Source organism: Halotalea alkalilenta DSM 17697 (genome assembly GCF_000621205.1).
GTDB classification, from domain to species: Bacteria; Pseudomonadota; Gammaproteobacteria; order Pseudomonadales; family Halomonadaceae; genus Halotalea; species Halotalea alkalilenta.
The window spans coordinates 227,829-245,415 of record NZ_KK211227.1 but is presented as its reverse complement, the minus strand read 5'-3'; the positions used below and the strand labels follow the sequence as shown (position 1 = coordinate 245,415).

19 protein-coding genes are annotated in these 17,587 nt (G+C 64.0%); 7 read left to right on the top strand and 12 right to left on the bottom strand.

What is annotated here, in order from left to right; all coding sequences use genetic code 11:
• Positions 1 to 63: 63 nt before the first annotated feature.
• Positions 64 to 1,860, bottom strand: coding sequence for a MobH family relaxase (mobH, locus tag Q376_RS0112275; protein ID WP_027350559.1), 1,797 nt, complete (start codon positions 1,858 to 1,860; stop codon positions 64 to 66).
• A gap of 333 nt (positions 1,861 to 2,193) precedes the next feature.
• Here mobH and Q376_RS0112270 point away from each other — a divergent pair, with 333 nt between their 5' ends.
• Genes Q376_RS0112270 through Q376_RS0112260 form a run of 3 tightly spaced genes read left to right on the top strand, consistent with a single transcriptional unit; the run spans position 2,194 to position 3,259 of the window.
• Positions 2,194 to 2,412, top strand: a complete 219-nt coding sequence (locus Q376_RS0112270; protein WP_006489017.1) for an AbrB/MazE/SpoVT family DNA-binding domain-containing protein — start codon at positions 2,194 to 2,196, stop codon at positions 2,410 to 2,412.
• An 11-nt stretch (positions 2,413 to 2,423) separates the two neighbouring features.
• On the top strand, positions 2,424 to 2,825 hold the full coding sequence (locus Q376_RS0112265) for a putative toxin-antitoxin system toxin component, PIN family (RefSeq protein WP_238570083.1): 402 nt from the start codon (positions 2,424 to 2,426) through the stop codon (positions 2,823 to 2,825).
• 56 nt (positions 2,826 to 2,881) lie between these two features.
• Positions 2,882 to 3,259, top strand: coding sequence for a DUF3742 family protein (locus tag Q376_RS0112260; RefSeq protein WP_027350557.1), 378 nt, complete (start codon positions 2,882 to 2,884; stop codon positions 3,257 to 3,259).
• A 17-nt stretch (positions 3,260 to 3,276) separates the two neighbouring features.
• Here the strand turns inward: Q376_RS0112260 and Q376_RS0112255 are convergent, their stop codons facing one another.
• From Q376_RS0112255 to Q376_RS0112225, 7 genes are all read right to left on the bottom strand, one after another.
• Entirely contained in the window at positions 3,277 to 4,794 is a 1,518-nt protein-coding gene (locus Q376_RS0112255) for a conjugal transfer protein TraG N-terminal domain-containing protein (RefSeq protein ID WP_027350556.1), read from the bottom strand.
• Positions 4,795 to 4,806: 12 nt separating this feature from the next.
• Positions 4,807 to 5,157, bottom strand: coding sequence for a hypothetical protein (locus Q376_RS0112250; protein WP_027350555.1), 351 nt, complete (start codon positions 5,155 to 5,157; stop codon positions 4,807 to 4,809).
• Positions 5,154 to 6,551 (bottom strand): integrating conjugative element protein, encoded by a 1,398-nt coding sequence (locus Q376_RS0112245; RefSeq protein WP_009618111.1) that lies wholly within the window; start codon positions 6,549 to 6,551, stop codon positions 5,154 to 5,156. The genes Q376_RS0112250 and Q376_RS0112245 overlap by 4 nt, the downstream gene beginning before the upstream one ends.
• A gap of 11 nt (positions 6,552 to 6,562) precedes the next feature.
• Positions 6,563 to 7,513: a TIGR03756 family integrating conjugative element protein gene (locus Q376_RS0112240; protein WP_009618112.1), complete on the bottom strand. Its 951-nt coding sequence runs from the start codon at positions 7,511 to 7,513 to the stop codon at positions 6,563 to 6,565.
• Positions 7,510 to 7,947 carry a TIGR03757 family integrating conjugative element protein gene (locus tag Q376_RS0112235; protein WP_027350554.1) on the bottom strand — a complete coding sequence of 146 codons (438 nt, stop codon included), beginning with the start codon at positions 7,945 to 7,947 and terminating at the stop codon, positions 7,510 to 7,512. Before Q376_RS0112235 ends, Q376_RS0112240 begins: the two co-directional genes overlap by 4 nt.
• A 291-nt stretch (positions 7,948 to 8,238) precedes the next feature.
• On the bottom strand, positions 8,239 to 8,409 hold the full coding sequence (locus tag Q376_RS24385; protein WP_245598945.1) for a hypothetical protein: 171 nt from the start codon (positions 8,407 to 8,409) through the stop codon (positions 8,239 to 8,241).
• 136 nt (positions 8,410 to 8,545) lie between these two features.
• Positions 8,546 to 9,349 carry a sulfite exporter TauE/SafE family protein gene (locus Q376_RS0112225; protein WP_027350552.1) on the bottom strand — a complete coding sequence of 268 codons (804 nt, stop codon included), beginning with the start codon at positions 9,347 to 9,349 and terminating at the stop codon, positions 8,546 to 8,548.
• Positions 9,350 to 9,455: 106 nt separating this feature from the next.
• On the opposite strand from Q376_RS0112225, the gene Q376_RS0112220 reads away from it, so the two are divergent.
• Positions 9,456 to 10,241: an AraC family transcriptional regulator gene (locus Q376_RS0112220; RefSeq protein WP_027350551.1), complete on the top strand. Its 786-nt coding sequence runs from the start codon at positions 9,456 to 9,458 to the stop codon at positions 10,239 to 10,241.
• 102 nt (positions 10,242 to 10,343) lie between these two features.
• On the opposite strand, the gene leuD is transcribed toward Q376_RS0112220, so the two are convergent.
• From leuD to Q376_RS0112205, 3 genes are read right to left on the bottom strand one after another with little or no spacing between them, the layout of a single operon-like run.
• Positions 10,344 to 11,045, bottom strand: coding sequence for a 3-isopropylmalate dehydratase small subunit (leuD, locus tag Q376_RS22475; protein ID WP_211266662.1), 702 nt, complete (start codon positions 11,043 to 11,045; stop codon positions 10,344 to 10,346).
• Positions 11,042 to 12,460 carry a 3-isopropylmalate dehydratase large subunit gene (gene leuC / locus Q376_RS0112210; protein WP_027350550.1) on the bottom strand — a complete coding sequence of 473 codons (1,419 nt, stop codon included), beginning with the start codon at positions 12,458 to 12,460 and terminating at the stop codon, positions 11,042 to 11,044. The genes leuD and leuC overlap by 4 nt, the downstream gene beginning before the upstream one ends.
• Positions 12,461 to 12,478: 18 nt before the next feature.
• On the bottom strand, positions 12,479 to 13,357 hold the full coding sequence (locus Q376_RS0112205) for an alpha/beta fold hydrolase (RefSeq protein WP_027350549.1): 879 nt from the start codon (positions 13,355 to 13,357) through the stop codon (positions 12,479 to 12,481).
• Positions 13,358 to 13,461: 104 nt separating this feature from the next.
• Here Q376_RS0112205 and Q376_RS0112200 point away from each other — a divergent pair, with 104 nt between their 5' ends.
• From Q376_RS0112200 to Q376_RS0112190, 3 genes are all read left to right on the top strand, one after another.
• Positions 13,462 to 14,373, top strand: a complete 912-nt coding sequence (locus Q376_RS0112200) for a LysR family transcriptional regulator (RefSeq protein WP_027350548.1) — start codon at positions 13,462 to 13,464, stop codon at positions 14,371 to 14,373.
• 519 nt (positions 14,374 to 14,892) lie between these two features.
• Positions 14,893 to 15,576 (top strand): glutathione S-transferase, encoded by a 684-nt coding sequence (locus tag Q376_RS0112195; protein WP_043447664.1) that lies wholly within the window; start codon positions 14,893 to 14,895, stop codon positions 15,574 to 15,576.
• Positions 15,577 to 15,698: 122 nt separating this feature from the next.
• Positions 15,699 to 16,235, top strand: a complete 537-nt coding sequence (locus Q376_RS0112190) for a TetR/AcrR family transcriptional regulator (RefSeq protein WP_211266661.1) — start codon at positions 15,699 to 15,701, stop codon at positions 16,233 to 16,235.
• 67 nt (positions 16,236 to 16,302) lie between these two features.
• Here the strand turns inward: Q376_RS0112190 and Q376_RS0112185 are convergent, their stop codons facing one another.
• A complete protein-coding gene (locus Q376_RS0112185; protein ID WP_027350545.1) occupies positions 16,303 to 17,538 on the bottom strand; it encodes an ISL3 family transposase in 1,236 nt (411 codons plus the stop codon).
• Positions 17,539 to 17,587: the final 49 nt, after the last annotated feature.

The following is a 17,587-nucleotide window of genomic DNA, read 5'->3' as shown; positions in this document are numbered from 1 at the left end:
GGGTATCGACGATGCAAGACATAGGGTCGGCAGGTGCGCTGCCCGTGTGTGGCGAGGAGACTCCTAGCCGCGCGCCAGGGACAGGTAGGGGTTGTCCGGCGGGACTTCCGCGAACAATGCCGAAGGCGCCGCCAACAGATAGCCGTGCAACCGCCGCGACTTGCGCGGCCCGGTGACTTCGCAGGTCCAGATGTTCAGGCCGCTGTCCTGTTTGCGGTGCAGCCCCAGCTTCTCGAAGCGCTTTTGCACCCATTGCCAGTCGTGCAGATCGTCCTGTCGGGCCAGCGCCTGGATCTCCGGATGTTCCTGCACGTAGCGCTGGAAGACGCCGGGGCTGACCAGGTACGCCGTGCCATCGACGGTATGCACCAGTGCCTTCGCATCGTTGATGATGAGCTTGCGCGACTCGATGCCTTGCCTGAGCCAGGCGATGAAGGCTTCCCCGGACGGCGTGGCCTTCGCGGGAGCCGGCATCGTGGCAGGACCGGTCAGCGCCGAATGGGTCACTGTCACAGTTGCTCCGGCGGATGGTGACGGCGGTTCCGCGCTGGCGGACGATGCACCGGCGGTGGCTGCGTCGGACGCATCGAGCATCGACAGCAGATCGGAGACCGGGTCCGCGAGCCCGGCCGGGGAATCCGCCACCCCAGGGGGCGGTGAGGTGGCCGGGATGCCGTCGGAGCCCGGCGCTGCCTCATCGCCAGGGAGGGGCTCTTCCGTCGTGACCGTGCCGGCGAACGGTGCGGGACGCTCGCCCGACTCCCAGATCAAGGCCGGCGACAGGCGCAGGAAGGTAAAGCTGTGCGACCAGCCGGTGCCGCTCGTGACGGTCGCCCGCCAGATCGCCTTCCCATCCGGAGCGGGCTGCACGATGCCATGGTCCTGGAGCACCGAGAAGACGGCGGTGTTGTTCGATGGGATGCCTTCGATGCCCTGCGACAGGAGATGCGCGCGCAGCTTGTCGCTGACCGTCTTGCTGACGAGCCAGAGTGCGTCCTGGGTCAGCCATCCATCCGACGGGCCGCCGGGCTGGTTCAGCTTGAACTCCTCGCGCAGCAGGTAGCGCAGGCCATCAAGCAGCTTGCGCTGCAGCGCATGCTTCGGCGCCGCCATGGCCCTGGCCGGATCACCGCCGAGCGCCAGGGCCACCGATGCCTGGTCGGCCTTGACGACCAGTTCGCCCAGCGTGCCGGCATGCTCGTATTGGCCCGCCAGCACGTACAGCAGCGCCGACCACAGGTCCTGGTAGTCGCTCAGCCAGTCGAGGATGCCGGCATCGAGCACACGGGTGTAGAGCAGCCCCGTGGCGGCGCCATGCAGCCGGTACTCGCGATCCGTCCGGTAACGAAAGCGGTACGGCTGGCGCAGCGGCCCGTGCCAGGGGTGCCAGACCAGGCCATCGGCCTGCTCGACGTGCAGATCGACCGCGATCTTGCCAATGTCGTGCAGCAACGCGGCGTAGGCGGTCCCGGCGGTCCAGGCCTCGGCTTGCGCGGCCTGGGCCTCGGGCGAGGCGCCGGCCGGGAGCAAGTGGGACTGCCTCAGCTTGAGCGCGTAGGCCACGATCTCCAGGCCGTGGTCCAGCATGCCGCCCGGCCAGGCATGGTGATGCGCCTCCGAGGCCGGGAACTGCTGGACCAGCTCGGCGTAGCGTTCCAGCGGCGCCAGGTACAGCGAGCGGAACTGCCGACGCGACAGCGAGGTGCGCTGCCAGATGTGTTCCAGCAGCCGCTGCCGGCGCGGCTCTGCCAGCAGCGCTGCGGCCGACTGCGGCCGGGTCAACCCTTTGGCAGGCTCGACGGGAGGCGGCGCGGCGGCGGTGGCCGGCGGCACCCGTTTGCGCTGGAACAGCGAAAGCATGGCGACATCCTGGTGACGGGCTGGCCGGAGGAGCCTTTTGGCCTTTTCGGGTAGGGCCTTTCCCCTTGAGGCCATTCCCTTGCTCCATCCCCAGCCCTTTGGCCTTCGACAAGCCCTTTGATATAGGGGCAGTTGGCTTCGTGTGCCGCAATCAATGCGGAGCCGGTGCGCTCCAGGATCGGGATCGGAACAGGCACTGTGTTTTCACCGGATCAGGCAGTTTCAACCGGCGCTGGAAGCACGGCAGGCCCTGAAACCCCTGCACCCGAAGGCATGCTTGTCGAGAATGAAGTAAGGAAGTAAGATTTCCTGTGAAACTTACGGAGGCCTCCCATGCTTGCCAAGCTCACTTCGAAAAATCAGATCACGCTGCCCAAGGCGGCCGTGTCCGGCGTGGATGCGGCGGAGTACTTCGACGTGACCGTCGAGGGCGGTCGGATCGTCCTGACCCCCGTGCGGGTCCAGAAGGCCCAGGCCGTGCGCGAGAAGCTGGAGCAACTCGGGATCACCGAGCAGGACGTCGAGGATGCCGTGGCCTGGGCGCGGCGCTGATGCGCAGGGTCGTGCTCGACACCAACATCGTGCTGTCGGCGCTGGTCTTCAATGCAGGACGCCTGGCCTGGATACGCCATGCTTGGCAGCAACAGCAGTTGCAGCCGCTGGTCTGCCGGGAGACGGCCAGTGAACTCCTGCGCGTCCTGGCCTTTCCCAAGTTCAAGCTGTCGACCTTGGAACAGCAGGAGTTGCTGGCGGACTTCCTGCCCTACGCCGATGTGGTGGAACTGCCGATGCCATGGCCCGACCTGCCGGCCTGCCGCGACGAGAAGGACCAGGTGTTCCTGGTGCTCGCGCATGTCGGCAAGGCGGATGCGTTGATCACCGGCGATGCGGACATTCTCGCCATGCGAGAGGACTTTCCCGGCTTGATCATGAGCGCCGAAGCATTCGCGGCGCGGCAGGCATGAAGGAAACCGGCATCACCTTGCCCAACGACCGTGGAACGACCATGAGGTAGCCAACCATGAAGCACACCGCACGCATGACCACCGCAGCGCGGCTGGGCCGCTGGCTGGGCGGCGTATGGCGCGGTTGGCTGCGCGCCGAGCGTCGGATGCATCGATGGCTGATGGCGCAGGCACTGCCGGCGGGCGGTGCAGCGGTGCTGATCTGGGTGATCAAGCTGGCGGTCCTCGGGGTGTTGCTGTACGTCGCATTCTGGGTGGCGCTGATACTGGTCGCTCTCGTTGTGGCAGCCAGGATGGCGGAGCAGACGCCGGGGGGCGACGACGATTTTGACCTGCAATTTCCTGCGAGTCTGGATGAACTACGTCAAACGCCTGGCTACGATCCAAACCTTTACAACGACACCTCTCACGTGATGTACAGCGAAGAAGATTGAAGCCGTTCATCGCTGAGTCATTTCAGCTTCCTCGACATGACGCCTGGCCCCTTGCCGCCCGCGTTGCCCGCGTCTTTGGTGCCTGCCGAGAAAGCATTTGCGACAGTTCCGGCCCTAATCCCAGCCCAAGTCAATGCGCCAATCCAGAATGCCGGGAGCACTAGGAACATCGTCGCCATCACGAAGTTCAGCAGCATGTCTCCGAAGGTGTTGTTGAGGCCTACCAGCGGATCGAAGTTCGTGTGCGGCCGGTTCCAGCCCCACCCCCAGCCGTAGAGCGCATCGAGGATCGTCGAGTCGATCCAGCGGGCAAGCTGAAACCAGAAATCGGTGAAGAACAGCGCGAACTGCACCACGCTCACCGTGACCACGGCCTTGAGGTCATAGGTGCCAATCAGCAGCACCAGCGGGATGCAGATGACCAGCGCCATTTTGAGCAGGGACAGCACCATCGGCAGCGCCTGCCGCACCACGTCCATCGCCGGGAAATAGCCCAGTGATCCGGCGGTCAGCCCGACGTCACTGGCGGCGCGCGTGACGATGTTGGGCAGCGTCATGTCGATCTGGCCACCGTAGTCCGTGTAGACCGCCCCCTGGTTGAGTTTCTGCTGGCGAGGGCTGGCGACGGCGCGGATCACCGAGTCGTTGACCTCGGCCTGGCTCAGGAAGCCCGCCCAGCCGGCCAGTCGCGTCAGCAGGCTGGGATCGACCTGGGCCAGCAGTCGTGCCCGCAGGCCGTGGCCGCCGTCGGACCACCACTGCCGGCAGGTCGGGTAGCCGCCCCCGCCGGGCACCTGAGCCAGGCCGGCGTCGCGCCTGGCGTCGAACGGCCAGGCATCGCGCGGAGTCCTGGAGCGGTAGCTGTCGTAGAAGCCGGCGGTGCCGACGAAGTAGTTGGAGCCGATCCAGGTGACGTCGTGCATCTGCTCCTCGCTCAGGCTGGGCCGGGTCATGAACAGCTTGGCGCGGGCGGGGCCGTAGCAGTCGCGGGTGAAGTCGCTGACCTCCTGGGCCAGCACCGGGTCGTCGATGCGGGTCGCGTCGATGTCCATGCGGATCTGCCGCAGGTCGGTGCCGCAGGGAATGGCCGCGACCGAGGCGCCGGTGATCGCGCGCGAGATCGCGTGCATGGCGAACCACCACACCGGCACCTTGGCCGATTGGTTGTTGATCGTGCTGAACGATTGCGACCAGCCCGTATCGATCGGCTCCGGGACATTCACTTGGCATTGGGTCGAACGCGAACGGTCGTACTTGATGGTGTTGAAATCGACATCGATGAAGGGGATGCCCGCGAACATGGTCACCACGATGGCGACGAAGACGCGGTTCTCGATGCGAGCCGAGGACAGCACCCCCTTGTTGCCCTCGTCCGCGCCTTCCACGCGGGCCTTCAGCCATTCCTGGATGACGATCGCCAGGAACGGGACGGCGAACATGCCGCTGGCGACCAGCACCGACCAGATGCCGTTGTGGACCACCCAGGACACCAGCGTCAGGTAGTACTCCAGGTAGTCGGTGGTGAACAGCGTCATGGCGACCCCGCGCTATCCTGCCTGCATCAGCAGGCCGGCTTCCAGCACGATCACGGCGATGATGGCCGCAACCTCTGCGCGCAACAGCCGCTGCCCGGCAGCGCGCTCCGGTTCCCGAGCGCGCAGGCGACGGCGCATCCAGAGCCAACCCCAGGCGGTGACGGCGTAGAGCAACAAGCGCCAGGCCAGGAAGGCCCCGGATTGCGCCGCCATCCAGCGCTGCCAGCCCTCGATGCCGCCCGCGATGCGGATGCCGACCACATTGACGGCGGTCGCGGCGATCAGCAGCGACACCGCCCACACCAGCACCAGAATGGCACGCCGGCTGGACAGCCAGCGCAGGCACCGCCCCACGGTATTCATGGATGGCTTCCGCCAGACGGCGGCCGCTGCAGTTCATCGACCCGATTGCGCACCGGGTCACCCTCGTAGATGCCACGCGCACCGGCGGCGCGGGTGCTGTGGCGCTGGATGATCGCCATCGGCGAATTGCTGGCCAGTTCGCGGCGCAGCTCCAGCTCTGCTTTCAGGTTGTGAATCTCGCGATCGAGGATGTCGCTTTCGTGGGTGACGGCCTTCTGGGCCAGTTCGTTGGCGGCCACGTTGGGCTCCTTGCGCCCGGTCAGCAGCGTGCGTTGCAGCAGCAGCGCCTTCTCCAGCACGCTGGCCAGCGCAACCTCCGAGGCCAGGCGCCGAGCCAGGATGTCCTGGTCCGTCTCGTCGCGCAGCGCCTCGATCACGCCACGGGTGATGGGCAGCGACGCGCTACTCGCAGCCTGCAGGTTCTGCGCCGTGGTCGGACGGCTGCCGGCGACCAGCTCCTGCAGGGCCTGCAGCTTGTCCTCGTATTCCTCCTGAATCAGCGGGGTCAGGCCAACGCCCGGCGTGGTGACGGTCTTGGTGCATGCATCGCAGGTGCGCTGCTCCTGCTCGCCCAGCACGCGAATGGCCCAGGCTGCGGCGGCATCGGGCGAACTCCAGGTCTGGCATGCCAGGTTGCCGCTGCAACTGGCTTGCGGAATCGAACTGGCATCGCCGACGCCACGGCCATTGAGCAGGTTGTAGCCGGCGCGGGTCACGTCGCCGACCACACGCACCGGACGTTGGCCCGCGCCGCCAGCGTTGTCTCCGCCGACCCACGGCACGCCATTGTTGCCACGGTTCGCCTCGGCGTCGTCGATCGCTGAGACCGCATCGGTGCTCGCGACGGCCTGCTTCAGCGCCATGCCTTCGGCGAGTTGGTCCCAGCCGAGCTGCCCACCCGCCATGTCGGCCATGCGATTGGCGATGGCACGGCAGGTCAGCTTGCTGCGATCGAAATCCAGCCTGGCTTGCAGCACCCCATTGGTCAACAGGTTGTACAGCCCTGGATCGGCGCGCTGGATGATCAAGGCGGGCAGCGACGCCACGGCAGCGGTGGCGTTCTGGATCACCGAGGACATGATGGCCTGGAAGCCATTGGTGATGCCGTTCAACTGGTTCTGCAGCGTGGTGGTGATGCTCATGTCGCCACAGATCAGGTTGCTGTTCCAGCCGACGCCAACGCCGATGGAGTGCATGTTGGCCGCACCGCTCATGGACACCGCGCGGCCGCCCCCAATGCTGTAGAGCACGTCGTCGCCTATCACGCTGCCTTGATGCTGGACGCCGTACTCGTTGACGCTGGTCTGCGCCCCGGCGCTGGAGTAGCACAACGCTGCGACAACGGCCAATGCGACGTACAGAAATCGACGGGCGCTCGGAAATGAAGTCGTCATGGCATCGGGTCTCACAGGAAATCGACGCTGCCGAGGAACACCTGGCCGCGGCGCTGGCAGCAGCTATAAGGACGCCACAATGCCCAGGCGTAGTCGCCTTGCCGGGCCTGCACCTTGGCATTGCCGTGGGGGAATACCGCGCAACTGCTGGACAGCGTGGGGGTCAGCTCCTGCCACTTGCCCGTGGCGGCATCGGTTTCCATCAGGGCGCCGGCCGGCCAGTAGCCATCGCGCGAACTGGCGAGCAGCGGTTGGTAGACGTGGATCTGGTTGCGGCGCGTCACGATGTCACCCGCGCGCTGGGCGACCACGGCTGCGGCCTTGTGGTCATCCACCTGGTGCAGGAAGCCGCCACGCGGATAGACGTTGCCCCAGAGATTCAGGCCCGTGCGCGTGCCGATCTCGCGCCGGCCGGGAATCAGTGCTTCCGGATACAGCGCCTCGGGGATGTTGTAGCGCCATGCCAGCGTGTCGAGCGTGCTCAGCAGATAGGGCATGAAGGCGGTGCCTGCGCCCTCGCAGGTGTAGCCGGACGCGCTGGCGAACTGGCTGAACACATGGCCACCGGGATGGCCGATGACGTCGGCGTTCTTGAACTTCGCCAGGTTGTTCTCGTGATCCTCGTTGGTGGTGCCGTCGCCGCCGGCCTTCGCGGTCGGGTTCGGCAGGCTCATCGCCCGCACCTCGACCCAAGGGTTCTCGCCGGTGTTCGAGTAGCTCGACACCACGGCATCCGGGATGTAGTGGCGCACCTTGACCGAGGTGCGCACGGTGCATCCCGTCCAGGTGCAATAGAGCCAGTAGCAGATGCCGGTGACGCGGTACTCCAGGCAATCCGGCGACAGGGTGGAGGCCACGATGGTGGCGGTGTTCAGTGCAAAGGACGATGCGGAACACCCCAGCAACAGCGCTGCGATGGCCAACCGCTGGCGCCGGGATGGTGCGAACGGACGCCTCGTCATGGCTGCGTCCTCCGGTATTGGTCGATGCGGGAAACCGCACGGGCCACGTCCGTCTCGCCATAGACCACGTATCGGCGATCCACCACGATGGCCGGAACCTTGGCGACGCCAAGGCTCCAGGCATCGGCAACGCCCTGGTAGGCGGTGCCGATCCTTCGCTGCAGGTCTGTACCGCCCAGCTTCAGGCGTTGCTGGACGATGGCGCTGGCGCGCTCAGGATCGGTGGGCAGGTTGTCGGCCAGCTCCGCTTCGAGCACCGCGGCCGCGTCCAAGATGAGGTGTCGGTCAGCCTGGCCAAGGACCGGATGATGCGAGTCGGTAACGACCCATACTTCCGCTGCGGCGGCGCGGGTGGCCAACGTCAGGATGGCAATGCCCGCAGCAAGCCATGCTGGGCGGGTGCGAGTGGCATGAGGAACAGCGCAAGAGTCCATGAGACAACACCGGAGGGAAGCCAATCCGGTGACAGTCGAACCGAAACCAGGCCTCGACGCGACAAAAAAAGCGGAGACCGCTTCGCCCCGTTTTCACCATCCCTGTCCGCCCCGACTCGCTGATCGGACCTGCGCGCTTGCCAGAAGCCGACTGTGTGCAGTGGATGGGTATGGGCCGATCCGGCTCCGAGGCCCAAGCTGTTCACATCGGACGCCGATGTGGCTTGATTGCTGGCCGGGATTGATATCGGCGATGACAACAACCACGCATTTGGCTTTTGCGACTTGGGCCTAGACGATGTCCCCGTCCTGCAGGATGTCCTCGGAGAAAGGAACACCGTGGCAAACCACATGGTTGCGGGAGGCGTTGAGCGCGTAGACGTACCCGTACTGTCCTTCACTGGCCGGACACGCTTTGAGTTCATGGACGATGGGGCCAACGATCAGATCGTTGACCTGCATTGTGGACTAGTTGTGATCTCTCAGTAGGTTGTTCATCCGGGGCTCCTGGGGGCTGGTTTGGCTTCGTAACCCCCATCTTCCAGAGATGCCCCGGATGAACAACCTACTGAGAGATCACAGCTAGAGGCAGAGAAGACTAAGCCACCAGCATCACCAGCAGAACGACGCACAGCAGCGTGATGTATGCCTTGGCGTGAATGGTATCGGGAATCCGGCCAATCCACCTCGATGTGGCCCGGATACCCAGCCATGAACCAACCGCCAAGACCGCGCAAGCGCGCAAGTCGATGTAACCCGCGTGCCATGCACCCAGCGGTGCATCGTTCCACGCCAGCAGCGCATAAGTCGCCGAGCCGACCACGGCCATTGGCAGCGACAGTGGGTTGGCCGCTGCTGTCGCAGCGGTCATGCTGGCGCCGCGGCGGCGCATCAGCGGCACGGTCATCACGCTGCCGCCCACGCCCAGGAAGGCGGCGATCGCACCAATCGCCGTGCCTGCGGCAGCGGTCATCCACCGTCCCCATGGACGAATCCGCGCAGCCGTTTCCTGGGTGAAGCCCGGCCGCAGGATGCTGTCGAGGATCGTCAACCCCAGGTAGAAGATGAAGGCCCAGCGTACCCAGTCCCCGCTCAATGCCAATGCGGCAGCCGCGCCCGGTATTGCGCCCACGGCGATGTAGCCCAGTAGCGGGCGCACCTGATCCCACGGCACCGTGCCAGCTTTGTGATGGCGCATCGTCGCCAGCCCCGCACCGAAGATCATCACGCAGGTGGACGTGGCAACGGCCACGTGCATGGCGGCGTCGCCCACGGCGCTGCCGCCATGCGTAGCCAGGAGCACGGAATACAGCACGGGCACGACGACGAAGCCACCGCCGAAGCCGAACAGCACGGTCGTTATCCCGGCGAGGAAACCAAAGAACAAAAGCAGGAAGTACATGGCGGAAACCGCATCGTGAGAGGACGAAACTTCACGATAGGGTGCGCCGAATTGGCTGTCTCTCGCTGATTAGTCAATAATCCTTTTGTTTAGGCCATCCATTGCCATGCGCAACATACCGCTGGACTCCGTGGATGCCGTGGCGCGCCCCGTGCTGGCCATCGGCACCGATTACCCGCCGGGCACCTTGCTCGACACCCATACGCACCGGCGCGCCCAGGTGCTGTACGGCATGAGCGGGGTGATGGAAGTGGAAACGGACGATGGCGCATGGGCCATTCCACCGTACAGCGGCGTGTGGATTCCCGCCGGCAAACCCCACCGCGTGCGGATGCAGGGTGTGAGTACGCGCAGCCTCTACATCGAGCCGGCTGCCGCGCCGCGCCCGGCAGATCACTGCGAGGCGCTGGTCATCTCCCCTCTGCTGCACCAGTTGCTGCTGGCCTCGGCGGACATGCCCGCGCTGTACGACGAGGACGGGCGCGACGGTGCGCTGGCGCAGTTGCTGCTGCACGAAGTGCGCCAGACGCAGACGATGCCCCTGTTCGCGCCGATCCCCCAAGACCGCCAGCTTGCACGGCTGTGCAAGGCGTTCCTGAAGTCGCCCAGCATCCAGGCCACGCCGCAGATGTGGGCGCAACGGCTGCACAAGAGCCTGCGCACTTTCACCCGGTTCTTTCACCAGCAGACGGGCATGAGTTTCGGGGCATGGCGGCAGCAAGCCTGCCTGCTGGCGGCGCTGCCCCGGCTATCGGCTGGGCAGTCCGTCACGCAGGTGGCGCTGGATCTGGGCTACGACAGCCCCAGCGCGTTTTCCACCATGTTCAAACGGCGGCTCGGCAAGACGCCGATGAACTTCATCAGCGAATCCGACACGGCCGCATCTCGGTAGGGGGTTCCGTGTCCCTGTCGTGAAATACACATCGCCCAGCCGCCGCAAGCAGGCAGTGGCTGAACGTTAACCATCCGTTCCCCATGATCGCCATGTTCATCGCTACCTTTCCTTTTCGGAGGACAAGGCCTGTCCTTGGCTGCGTACGGAATTCAAGCCCGCACCGCGTTTTCTTGCCCGCGTCCTGGCGATATCGACACGGCACCAGGGACGTACCTGCCAATGCTCAGCTTCGAACCGGTCGATGGCTGCTGCATCGCGCAAGGTCATGGCGATCATGTCCAATCCATCGATCAGCATCCGCTTCTGCCTGGGTTGCAAATCGAAGGGATATTCATCGCCCTGCGGAGTGGAAACGATTTGCTCCCCCAACTCGATGGTCAAGCGCTTGTCCTGGCCATGCGCCACGCTGTCCATCAACACCTGGACCTGCTCCGGCGGCAAGGTGACAAGCAGCAGGCGATTGTTCATCGCATTGAAATAGAAGATCTCTCCGTAACTCGGCGCGACGACCGCATCAAACCCGGCCTGCTGCAATCCCCATACCGCGTGCTCCCGGCTCGATCCGCAGCCGAAGTTCGCCCCGCCCAACAGAATGCGCGCGCCGCGATATTCCGGACGGTTGAGCACGAAGTCCGGGCGAAGCCGCCCTTCGGCGTCGAAACGCAGGTCATGTAGCAGTCCGTCTGCCAGTCCGCTCTTGTCGATCCCCAGCAGGAACTGCTTGGGCATGATCTGATCGGTGTCCAGGTTGCCGATTGGCAATGGCGCCGCCACGCCTGCGATGCGGTGCGTTTCGCTCATGCGCGGGACTCCTTGCGAATGTCCACGATGCGTCCGGCAATCGCGGCAGCGGCAGCCATGGCCGGACTCATCAGATGCGTGCGGCTGCCGCGGCCCTGACGGCCCTCGAAGTTGCGATTGGTCGTGGAGGCGCACCGCTCGCCCGGCGCGAGTACGTCGTCGTTCATCGCCAGGCACATCGAACAGCCCGGTTGCCGCCATTCGAATCCCGCCTCGACCAGCACCTGCGCGATCCCTTCGCGTTCGGCCTGGTCACGAACCAGCCCGGAGCCAGGCACCACCATCGCCCGCACGCCTGGGGCAACCTTGCGCCCCCACACCACCCGAGCCGCCTCGCGCAGGTCCTCGATGCGGGCGTTGGTACACGAACCGATGAACACGCGGTCGATCGGAATACCTTCGATCGGCGTGCCGGGCGCCAAGCCGATGTAATCCAGTGCCTTGTGCCAAGTCGCCCTCTCGATGTCACCCGCGGCATCGCTCAACGGCGGCACGGTGCCGTCCACCGGCAGCGCCTGGTCGGGACTGGTACCCCAGGTGACATAGGGAGCGACCTCGGAAGCATCGAAGCGATGCTCGGCATCGAAACGCGCCGATGCGTCCGTGCGGAGTTGCCTCCATGCGGCACGAGCGGCCGCCAGCGCAGCGTCGTCCATATCGCAGATCCGCTCGCACACGTAGTCGGACGTGATCGCGTCCGGCGCGATCAGCGCGGCGCGGGCACCGGCTTCCACGGTCATGTTGCACAAGGTCATGCGCGCCTCGGCGGACAGTGCGGTGATAGCTTCGCCGACATACTCGACAGCATAGCCACGCGCGCCTTGTGCTCCGATCTTGGCGATGATGTGCAAGATCAGGTCCTTGGACGTCGTCCCCAGAGGCAGCCGACCATCGACCTGGATTCGCATGTCCTTGGCCACGCGATACACCAGAGTCTGCGTGGCAAGCACGTGCTCCACTTCCGACGTGCCGATCCCGAACCCGAGTGCCCCGAGGGCACCGTAGGTCGTGGTATGGCTGTCGCCGCACAACACGACCATGCCGGGACGGATCAGGCCAAGTTCCGGCGCGACCACATGCTCGATGCCTTGCATCGGATCACGCACGTCGAACAGCTTGATCCCCTGCTCAGCGCAGTTGGCGGCAAAGTTCGCCGCTTGCCGTGCGGCGGGGGCAATGTCGATCGTGCGCGCAGCAATCGGCACCGGGCGCGTGGGGATGACGTGATCGACCACGCCCAGTTGCTGGCGTGGGCGCCGCACCCTCAGCCCGCGTTGCGCCAGTCCCGCGAAAGCCTGTGGGCTGGTGTATTCGTTCATGATATGCAGATCGGCATAAAGCAGCACGTTGTCGGCGTCCAGGCGTTCGACGGTGTGCGAATCGACCAGTTTCCGGTAAAGCGTCGTCGCTGGCATGGGCAGGCTCGCGGACAGTCAGGAAGGCAGGAAGGCGAGGACGTGATCAAGCAACACCTCGGGCGCTTCCTCCGGGATGTAGTGGCCGCAGGGCAGCGCCATGCCCTTTACGCCAGGATTCCAGCGGCGCCACTCGGCCAGAGGATCGAAGCAGCGTTCGATCACGCCATCGCGTCCCCACAACGCCAGGAAGGGACATTGAATCTGCTTGCCCGCGGCAAGATCGGCCTGATCGTGTTCGAGGTCGATGCCTACCGAGGCACGGTAGTCCTCGCAGATGCCATGTGCGGTTGCCGGATCGGACAGGCAGCGCAGATAGGCGGCATAGGCCTCAGGCGCGAAAGGCTTCAGGCCGGCACTGCGGGCACCGATGGTCTGCTTCAGGTAGAGATCCGGATCGGCCCGGATTAGCGTCTCCGGGAAGGGTGCCGGTCGCACGAGGAAGAACCAGTGCCAGTAGGCGCGCGCGAATTCGAATGAGGTCTGCTGGTACATCGCCAGCGTGGGTGCCACATCCAGCGTGACCAGGTGGGATACCACATCTGGATGATCCAGCGCCATCCGCGCCGCGACCCGACCACCCCGGTCATGACCGATCACCGCGAACGTCGGCAGGCCCAGCGCCTGCATTAATCGCACTTGGTCCAAGGCCATCCGACGCTTGGCGTAGTTGGCGTGGTCTGGCTCGCCTGGCGGTTTCCCGCTGTCGCCATAGCCGCGCAGGTCCGCAACGACAACCGTGAATTGCCGCGCCAGCGTCGGAGCCACCTTGTGCCAGATCGCGTGTGTCTGAGGGTGTCCATGCAGCAGGAGCAACGCCGGCCCGGTGCCGGCCATCAGCGCATGGATCTTGTTGCCATCGACCGTGGTGGATACGTCGGAAAAGCCTTCGAACATCTCTTGCCTCCAAGTCCCGGAAGCTATTCTAATTCCTGCATCAGAACGGCGTTATTGAAATATATTTATTCTATTAATAACTAGAAGGAACGAATTGGAGCATCATGTCCGAGTTCTCCGACATCCGCCTTTTCACCCTAGTGGCGCGCCATCGCAGCTTGGCTGCGGCCGCGCGCGAACTTGGCGTCACCCCGCCAGCGGTCAGCAAGCGCCTGGCGCATTTGGAAAAGCGGCTCGGCGTGCGCCTGACCCATCGCACGACACGACGCCTGACACTCACGCCGGAGGGCGAACGCTACCTGGCCGAGGGATCACGCCTGCTCGGGGAATTGCAGGAACTTGAGCAAGTGCTGATCCGCGGCCATGCCGAACCGGCCGGACTGCTCCGTGTCAATGCCTCATACGGTTTCGGTCGTGCGCGGGTGGCACCGGCCATTTCGGCGTTCGTTGCCCGCTATCCCGCCATACGGGTGCAACTGCAATTGACCGACCAGCCCTTGAACCTGCGCGAACACGGTTATGACATCGGCATCCGCTTCGGCGATCCTCCCAGCACCCGGATCAATGCAAGGTTGTTGCTGCGCAATCACCGTCTTGTATGCGCTTCGCCGGCCTATGTTGCCCGGAACGGTAAGCCGAACGTTCCGCACGACTTGGTGCGTCACGCCTGCTTGGTCGTTCGGGAAAACGATGCGGCCTACGGCGCTTGGCATTTCCGCCGCGGAAAGTCCACCGAGACGGTCAAAGTCGACAATGTGCTATCGAGCAACGATGGCAATGCCGTGCTGCGCTGGACACTGGACGGCCATGGCATCGCCATCCGCTCAGCGTGGGAAATCGCCCCCTACCTGGCCCGGGGCGAACTGATCCCATTGCTGGGTGACTGGAAGCTACCCAACGCCGACATCTACGCGACCTACCTGGAGCGCAGCGAGGTGTCGTCCGCCAAAGTGCGCGCGTTCCTTGATTTCATAGCAGAATATTTGACGACGAGTTGCAACGCCATCAAAAGGTAGCAATAAGCATTATTGGGAGTCATCGTGACGCCAAGGGCGATCACGCGCTCAATCGGCGTTGCCGATGTGGATGCAGTCGTCATCCAGAGGCCGATGCTGTCAGATAACACATCGACGTTGTTGCAATGCCCCAGCGCTAACGCCGACTCCACCATCTCCGGCAGCAGACTGCGCTGGATGAGATCGCGCTTGAGCCCTTCTCGCCAAGGTTGTGCCGCCAGAGTCCAGCAACAGCCGCGGCAACGGACTTCAATGCTTCGTTTGTGATGCGCACAATCTGTCGACGCTCCCCCATCCTGGTACGCGTGGTCACGCAAGCATGCAACCCAGCGGTCGGAGGTGAACGAGGTATCGCTGGGGAGCGCAGACGATTGCATGGCTTGAGCGGCAGTTGCGGCGGCAAGGAACAGTTGACATTGGCATTGCTACCCAATAGCATTCAACCTAACGATCGTTAGGTAGCATAAAACTGATACTAGTTGTTCACTGATACGAAATCGTCGCGTGGAGAGCCCTTAAATGAATACTGTTGCAATGGCGGTCGATGGTGAGCCAGCAATGAAGATCTATGACTTCCCCATAGGCCCCTATCCGACCCGTGTCCGGATCGCTCTGGCGGAAAAGAACCTCCAGTCGCGCGTGGAATTCGTGATGGTCGATCTGCGTAAAGGGGAACACAAGGATCCCGAATTCATTGCGGGGAAAAACTACTCTGGCACGGTTCCGGTACTTGAGCTTGCGGATGGAACTTGCATTGCCGAGTGCACTGCCATCACAGAGTATCTCGATGCGCTCGTCGGGGAGCCTGTCTTGACGGGCTCCACAGCGTTCGAGAGGGGAATGATTCACATGATGAGCAAGCGCGCCGAACTGGAGCTGCTTGACGCCATCAGTGTTTACTTCCACCATGGAACGCCGGGTTTGGGGCCACTGGTGGAGCAATACCAGAACAGGGAATGGGGACTCAGGCAGCGCGACAAGGCCTTGCGTGGCATGCATTATTTCGACGATGTGCTTCGCAAGCGAGCTTATGTTGCCGGCGACGCGTTCTCCATGGCCGACATTACGGTCATCGCCGGACTGATATTCGCTGATATCGTCGACTTGGCGGTACCCGCCGAATGCACGGCGCTCTTGGCATGGTACGAAAGGATGAAAATGCGCCCCAGCGTAAAGAGCCAACCTGCATTTGTTCGCAGGTAGGCCGTTCGACGTATTCGTAACCAAACGCTCGCAAGACAAAATACCGCCGTGGAGCGTTATTACACAAGTCGAGGGCGACAGCCGTGGAGAGTCAGAGAAACACGAACTCCAGTGACAAGATCTTGTCCATTGCAACACGAATCGCCCAAGCACACGGTTACGGTGGCTTGAACGTGCGCCGCTTGGCCGAAGAAGTTGGTGTCAAACCTGCAAGTCTTTACCATCATTTCCCGAGCAAGGCGGCTCTTGCTGCTGCAGTTGCCAGACGATACTGGGAAAATTCGTCGACGCAATTGGAAGAACTGTTGAATCGGTTTCCGGACCCCACAGATTGCTTGCGCAGATATCCCAATATGTTCAGAAAGGCGCTGGAGAACGACAACCGCATCTGCCTGTGCAGTTTCATGACGGCTGAATACGATGACCTTCCCGAGAATGTGAGGCAAGAAGTTCGAACATTCTCTGATGTGCATATCACATGGCTGGCTAAGGTTTTGGCGAGCGCCGGGATTGTCAATCCGAACATCGCGAAAGAACGCGCGCAGGCCATCTATGCTGCAATCACAGGAGCGCAGCTGATGGCACGTGGGCGTTCCGACTTAAGTCTTTTCGATACGTTGATCACGAGCTACAGGGTAGCCGGACTTCTGCCGACATAGAGGCGAGGCCGACGGACGCACCACGAAGACAAACGGCTCTCTCGCGTTTCGTGTGGAAAGAGCCTGATCATGATGCCGCAGGTTTCAGCCATGGATTGCGCGGTAGGTGTTTGAGCTTGGCGCACAGCAGGTAGGCGATCGCGATCAGGTTGTCGTTGGTGGCGTAGCCTTTGGCCCGGGCCTTGGCAGCCTGGATCTGCGCATTCATCGCCTCGACGAAGCCGTTGCTCAATCCACTGCGGAAGTGTTCGAGGATGCCGTGCCTGTGCTCGCGCAAGGTGGCACCCAGGCGCTTGAACGACGGCAGCCGGCAGCGACGCGCCCAACCGATCCAGCGATCCAGTTCGCGCCTGGCCTCCTCGTGCGCGCGAGCCACCGCGTAGAGGCTGCGCAGCGCCTCCTTCAAGCGCCACGCGCGGGCCGTCTTCAGGCTGCTGCGCTGCAGCCAGTGCAGGGTGCAGACCTGCTTGTGGCTCCAGCGCTGGGCGTCCTTGAGCAGCGCCCAGCGGCTGCCCTTCAACGCTGGCTCAACCTTGACCTCGGCCCGGCGCACTTCGTCCAGCGCCCGGCTGGCCAGGGCCACCACATGGAAGGGATCGAAGGTCAGCCGTGCGTTCGGGCAATGCGCGGCCGCGCCCGCCTGGAAGGCCTTGGACAAGTCCATGCTCAGGTCGCCGATCGCATTCGCATCACCGCCGTGCATCTTCAGATCGGCCACGAACGACTCGAAGGTCGCCGCATCGCGCCCGTGCGTGGCGAACAGCAACCGCCCCGCGTCTGCGTCATGGAACAGCGTGATGTAGCGCTGGCCGCGCCGGCTACTGGTCTCATCCACGCCGACGCGCCTGACCGCGCTGTAGTCCTCCCGTGCGCGTGCCCGGTCGACGTGATGACGCAGCACGCGCCAGATGCGGTCATCCGACACGCCTACCAGCCGCGCCACGTGCGCCACCGGCATCGCCTGGCACAGCGCGATCACGAAGGCCTCCATCACCAGCGAGAAGCCCGAGCCCGGACGCGCCCATGGCGGCTGGACCTGGCCGGTCTTGCCGCACGCCGTGCAGGCCACCCGCGGAAGACCGGCGTGGATGAAGGCCTTGAACTGGAAGAAGTGCAGGTGCTGCCAACGGCGCTCGATCCGGTCATGGATCGGCTGGTCCGCCGCTCCGCAGGCCGGACACCCCAGCCGCTGCGCTTGGCACTCGACGGCAAAGTGGATGGCGCCCTCAGGCCGCCGGAAATCCACCGAAGTCACCGCCCAAGGCGGACTCAGGCCCAGAGCCTGCGTGAAGAGAGGTTCCATCCAGCCACACTGCCGCACAGGCTCCGATCAAGCAAGGCACCTTCCACAC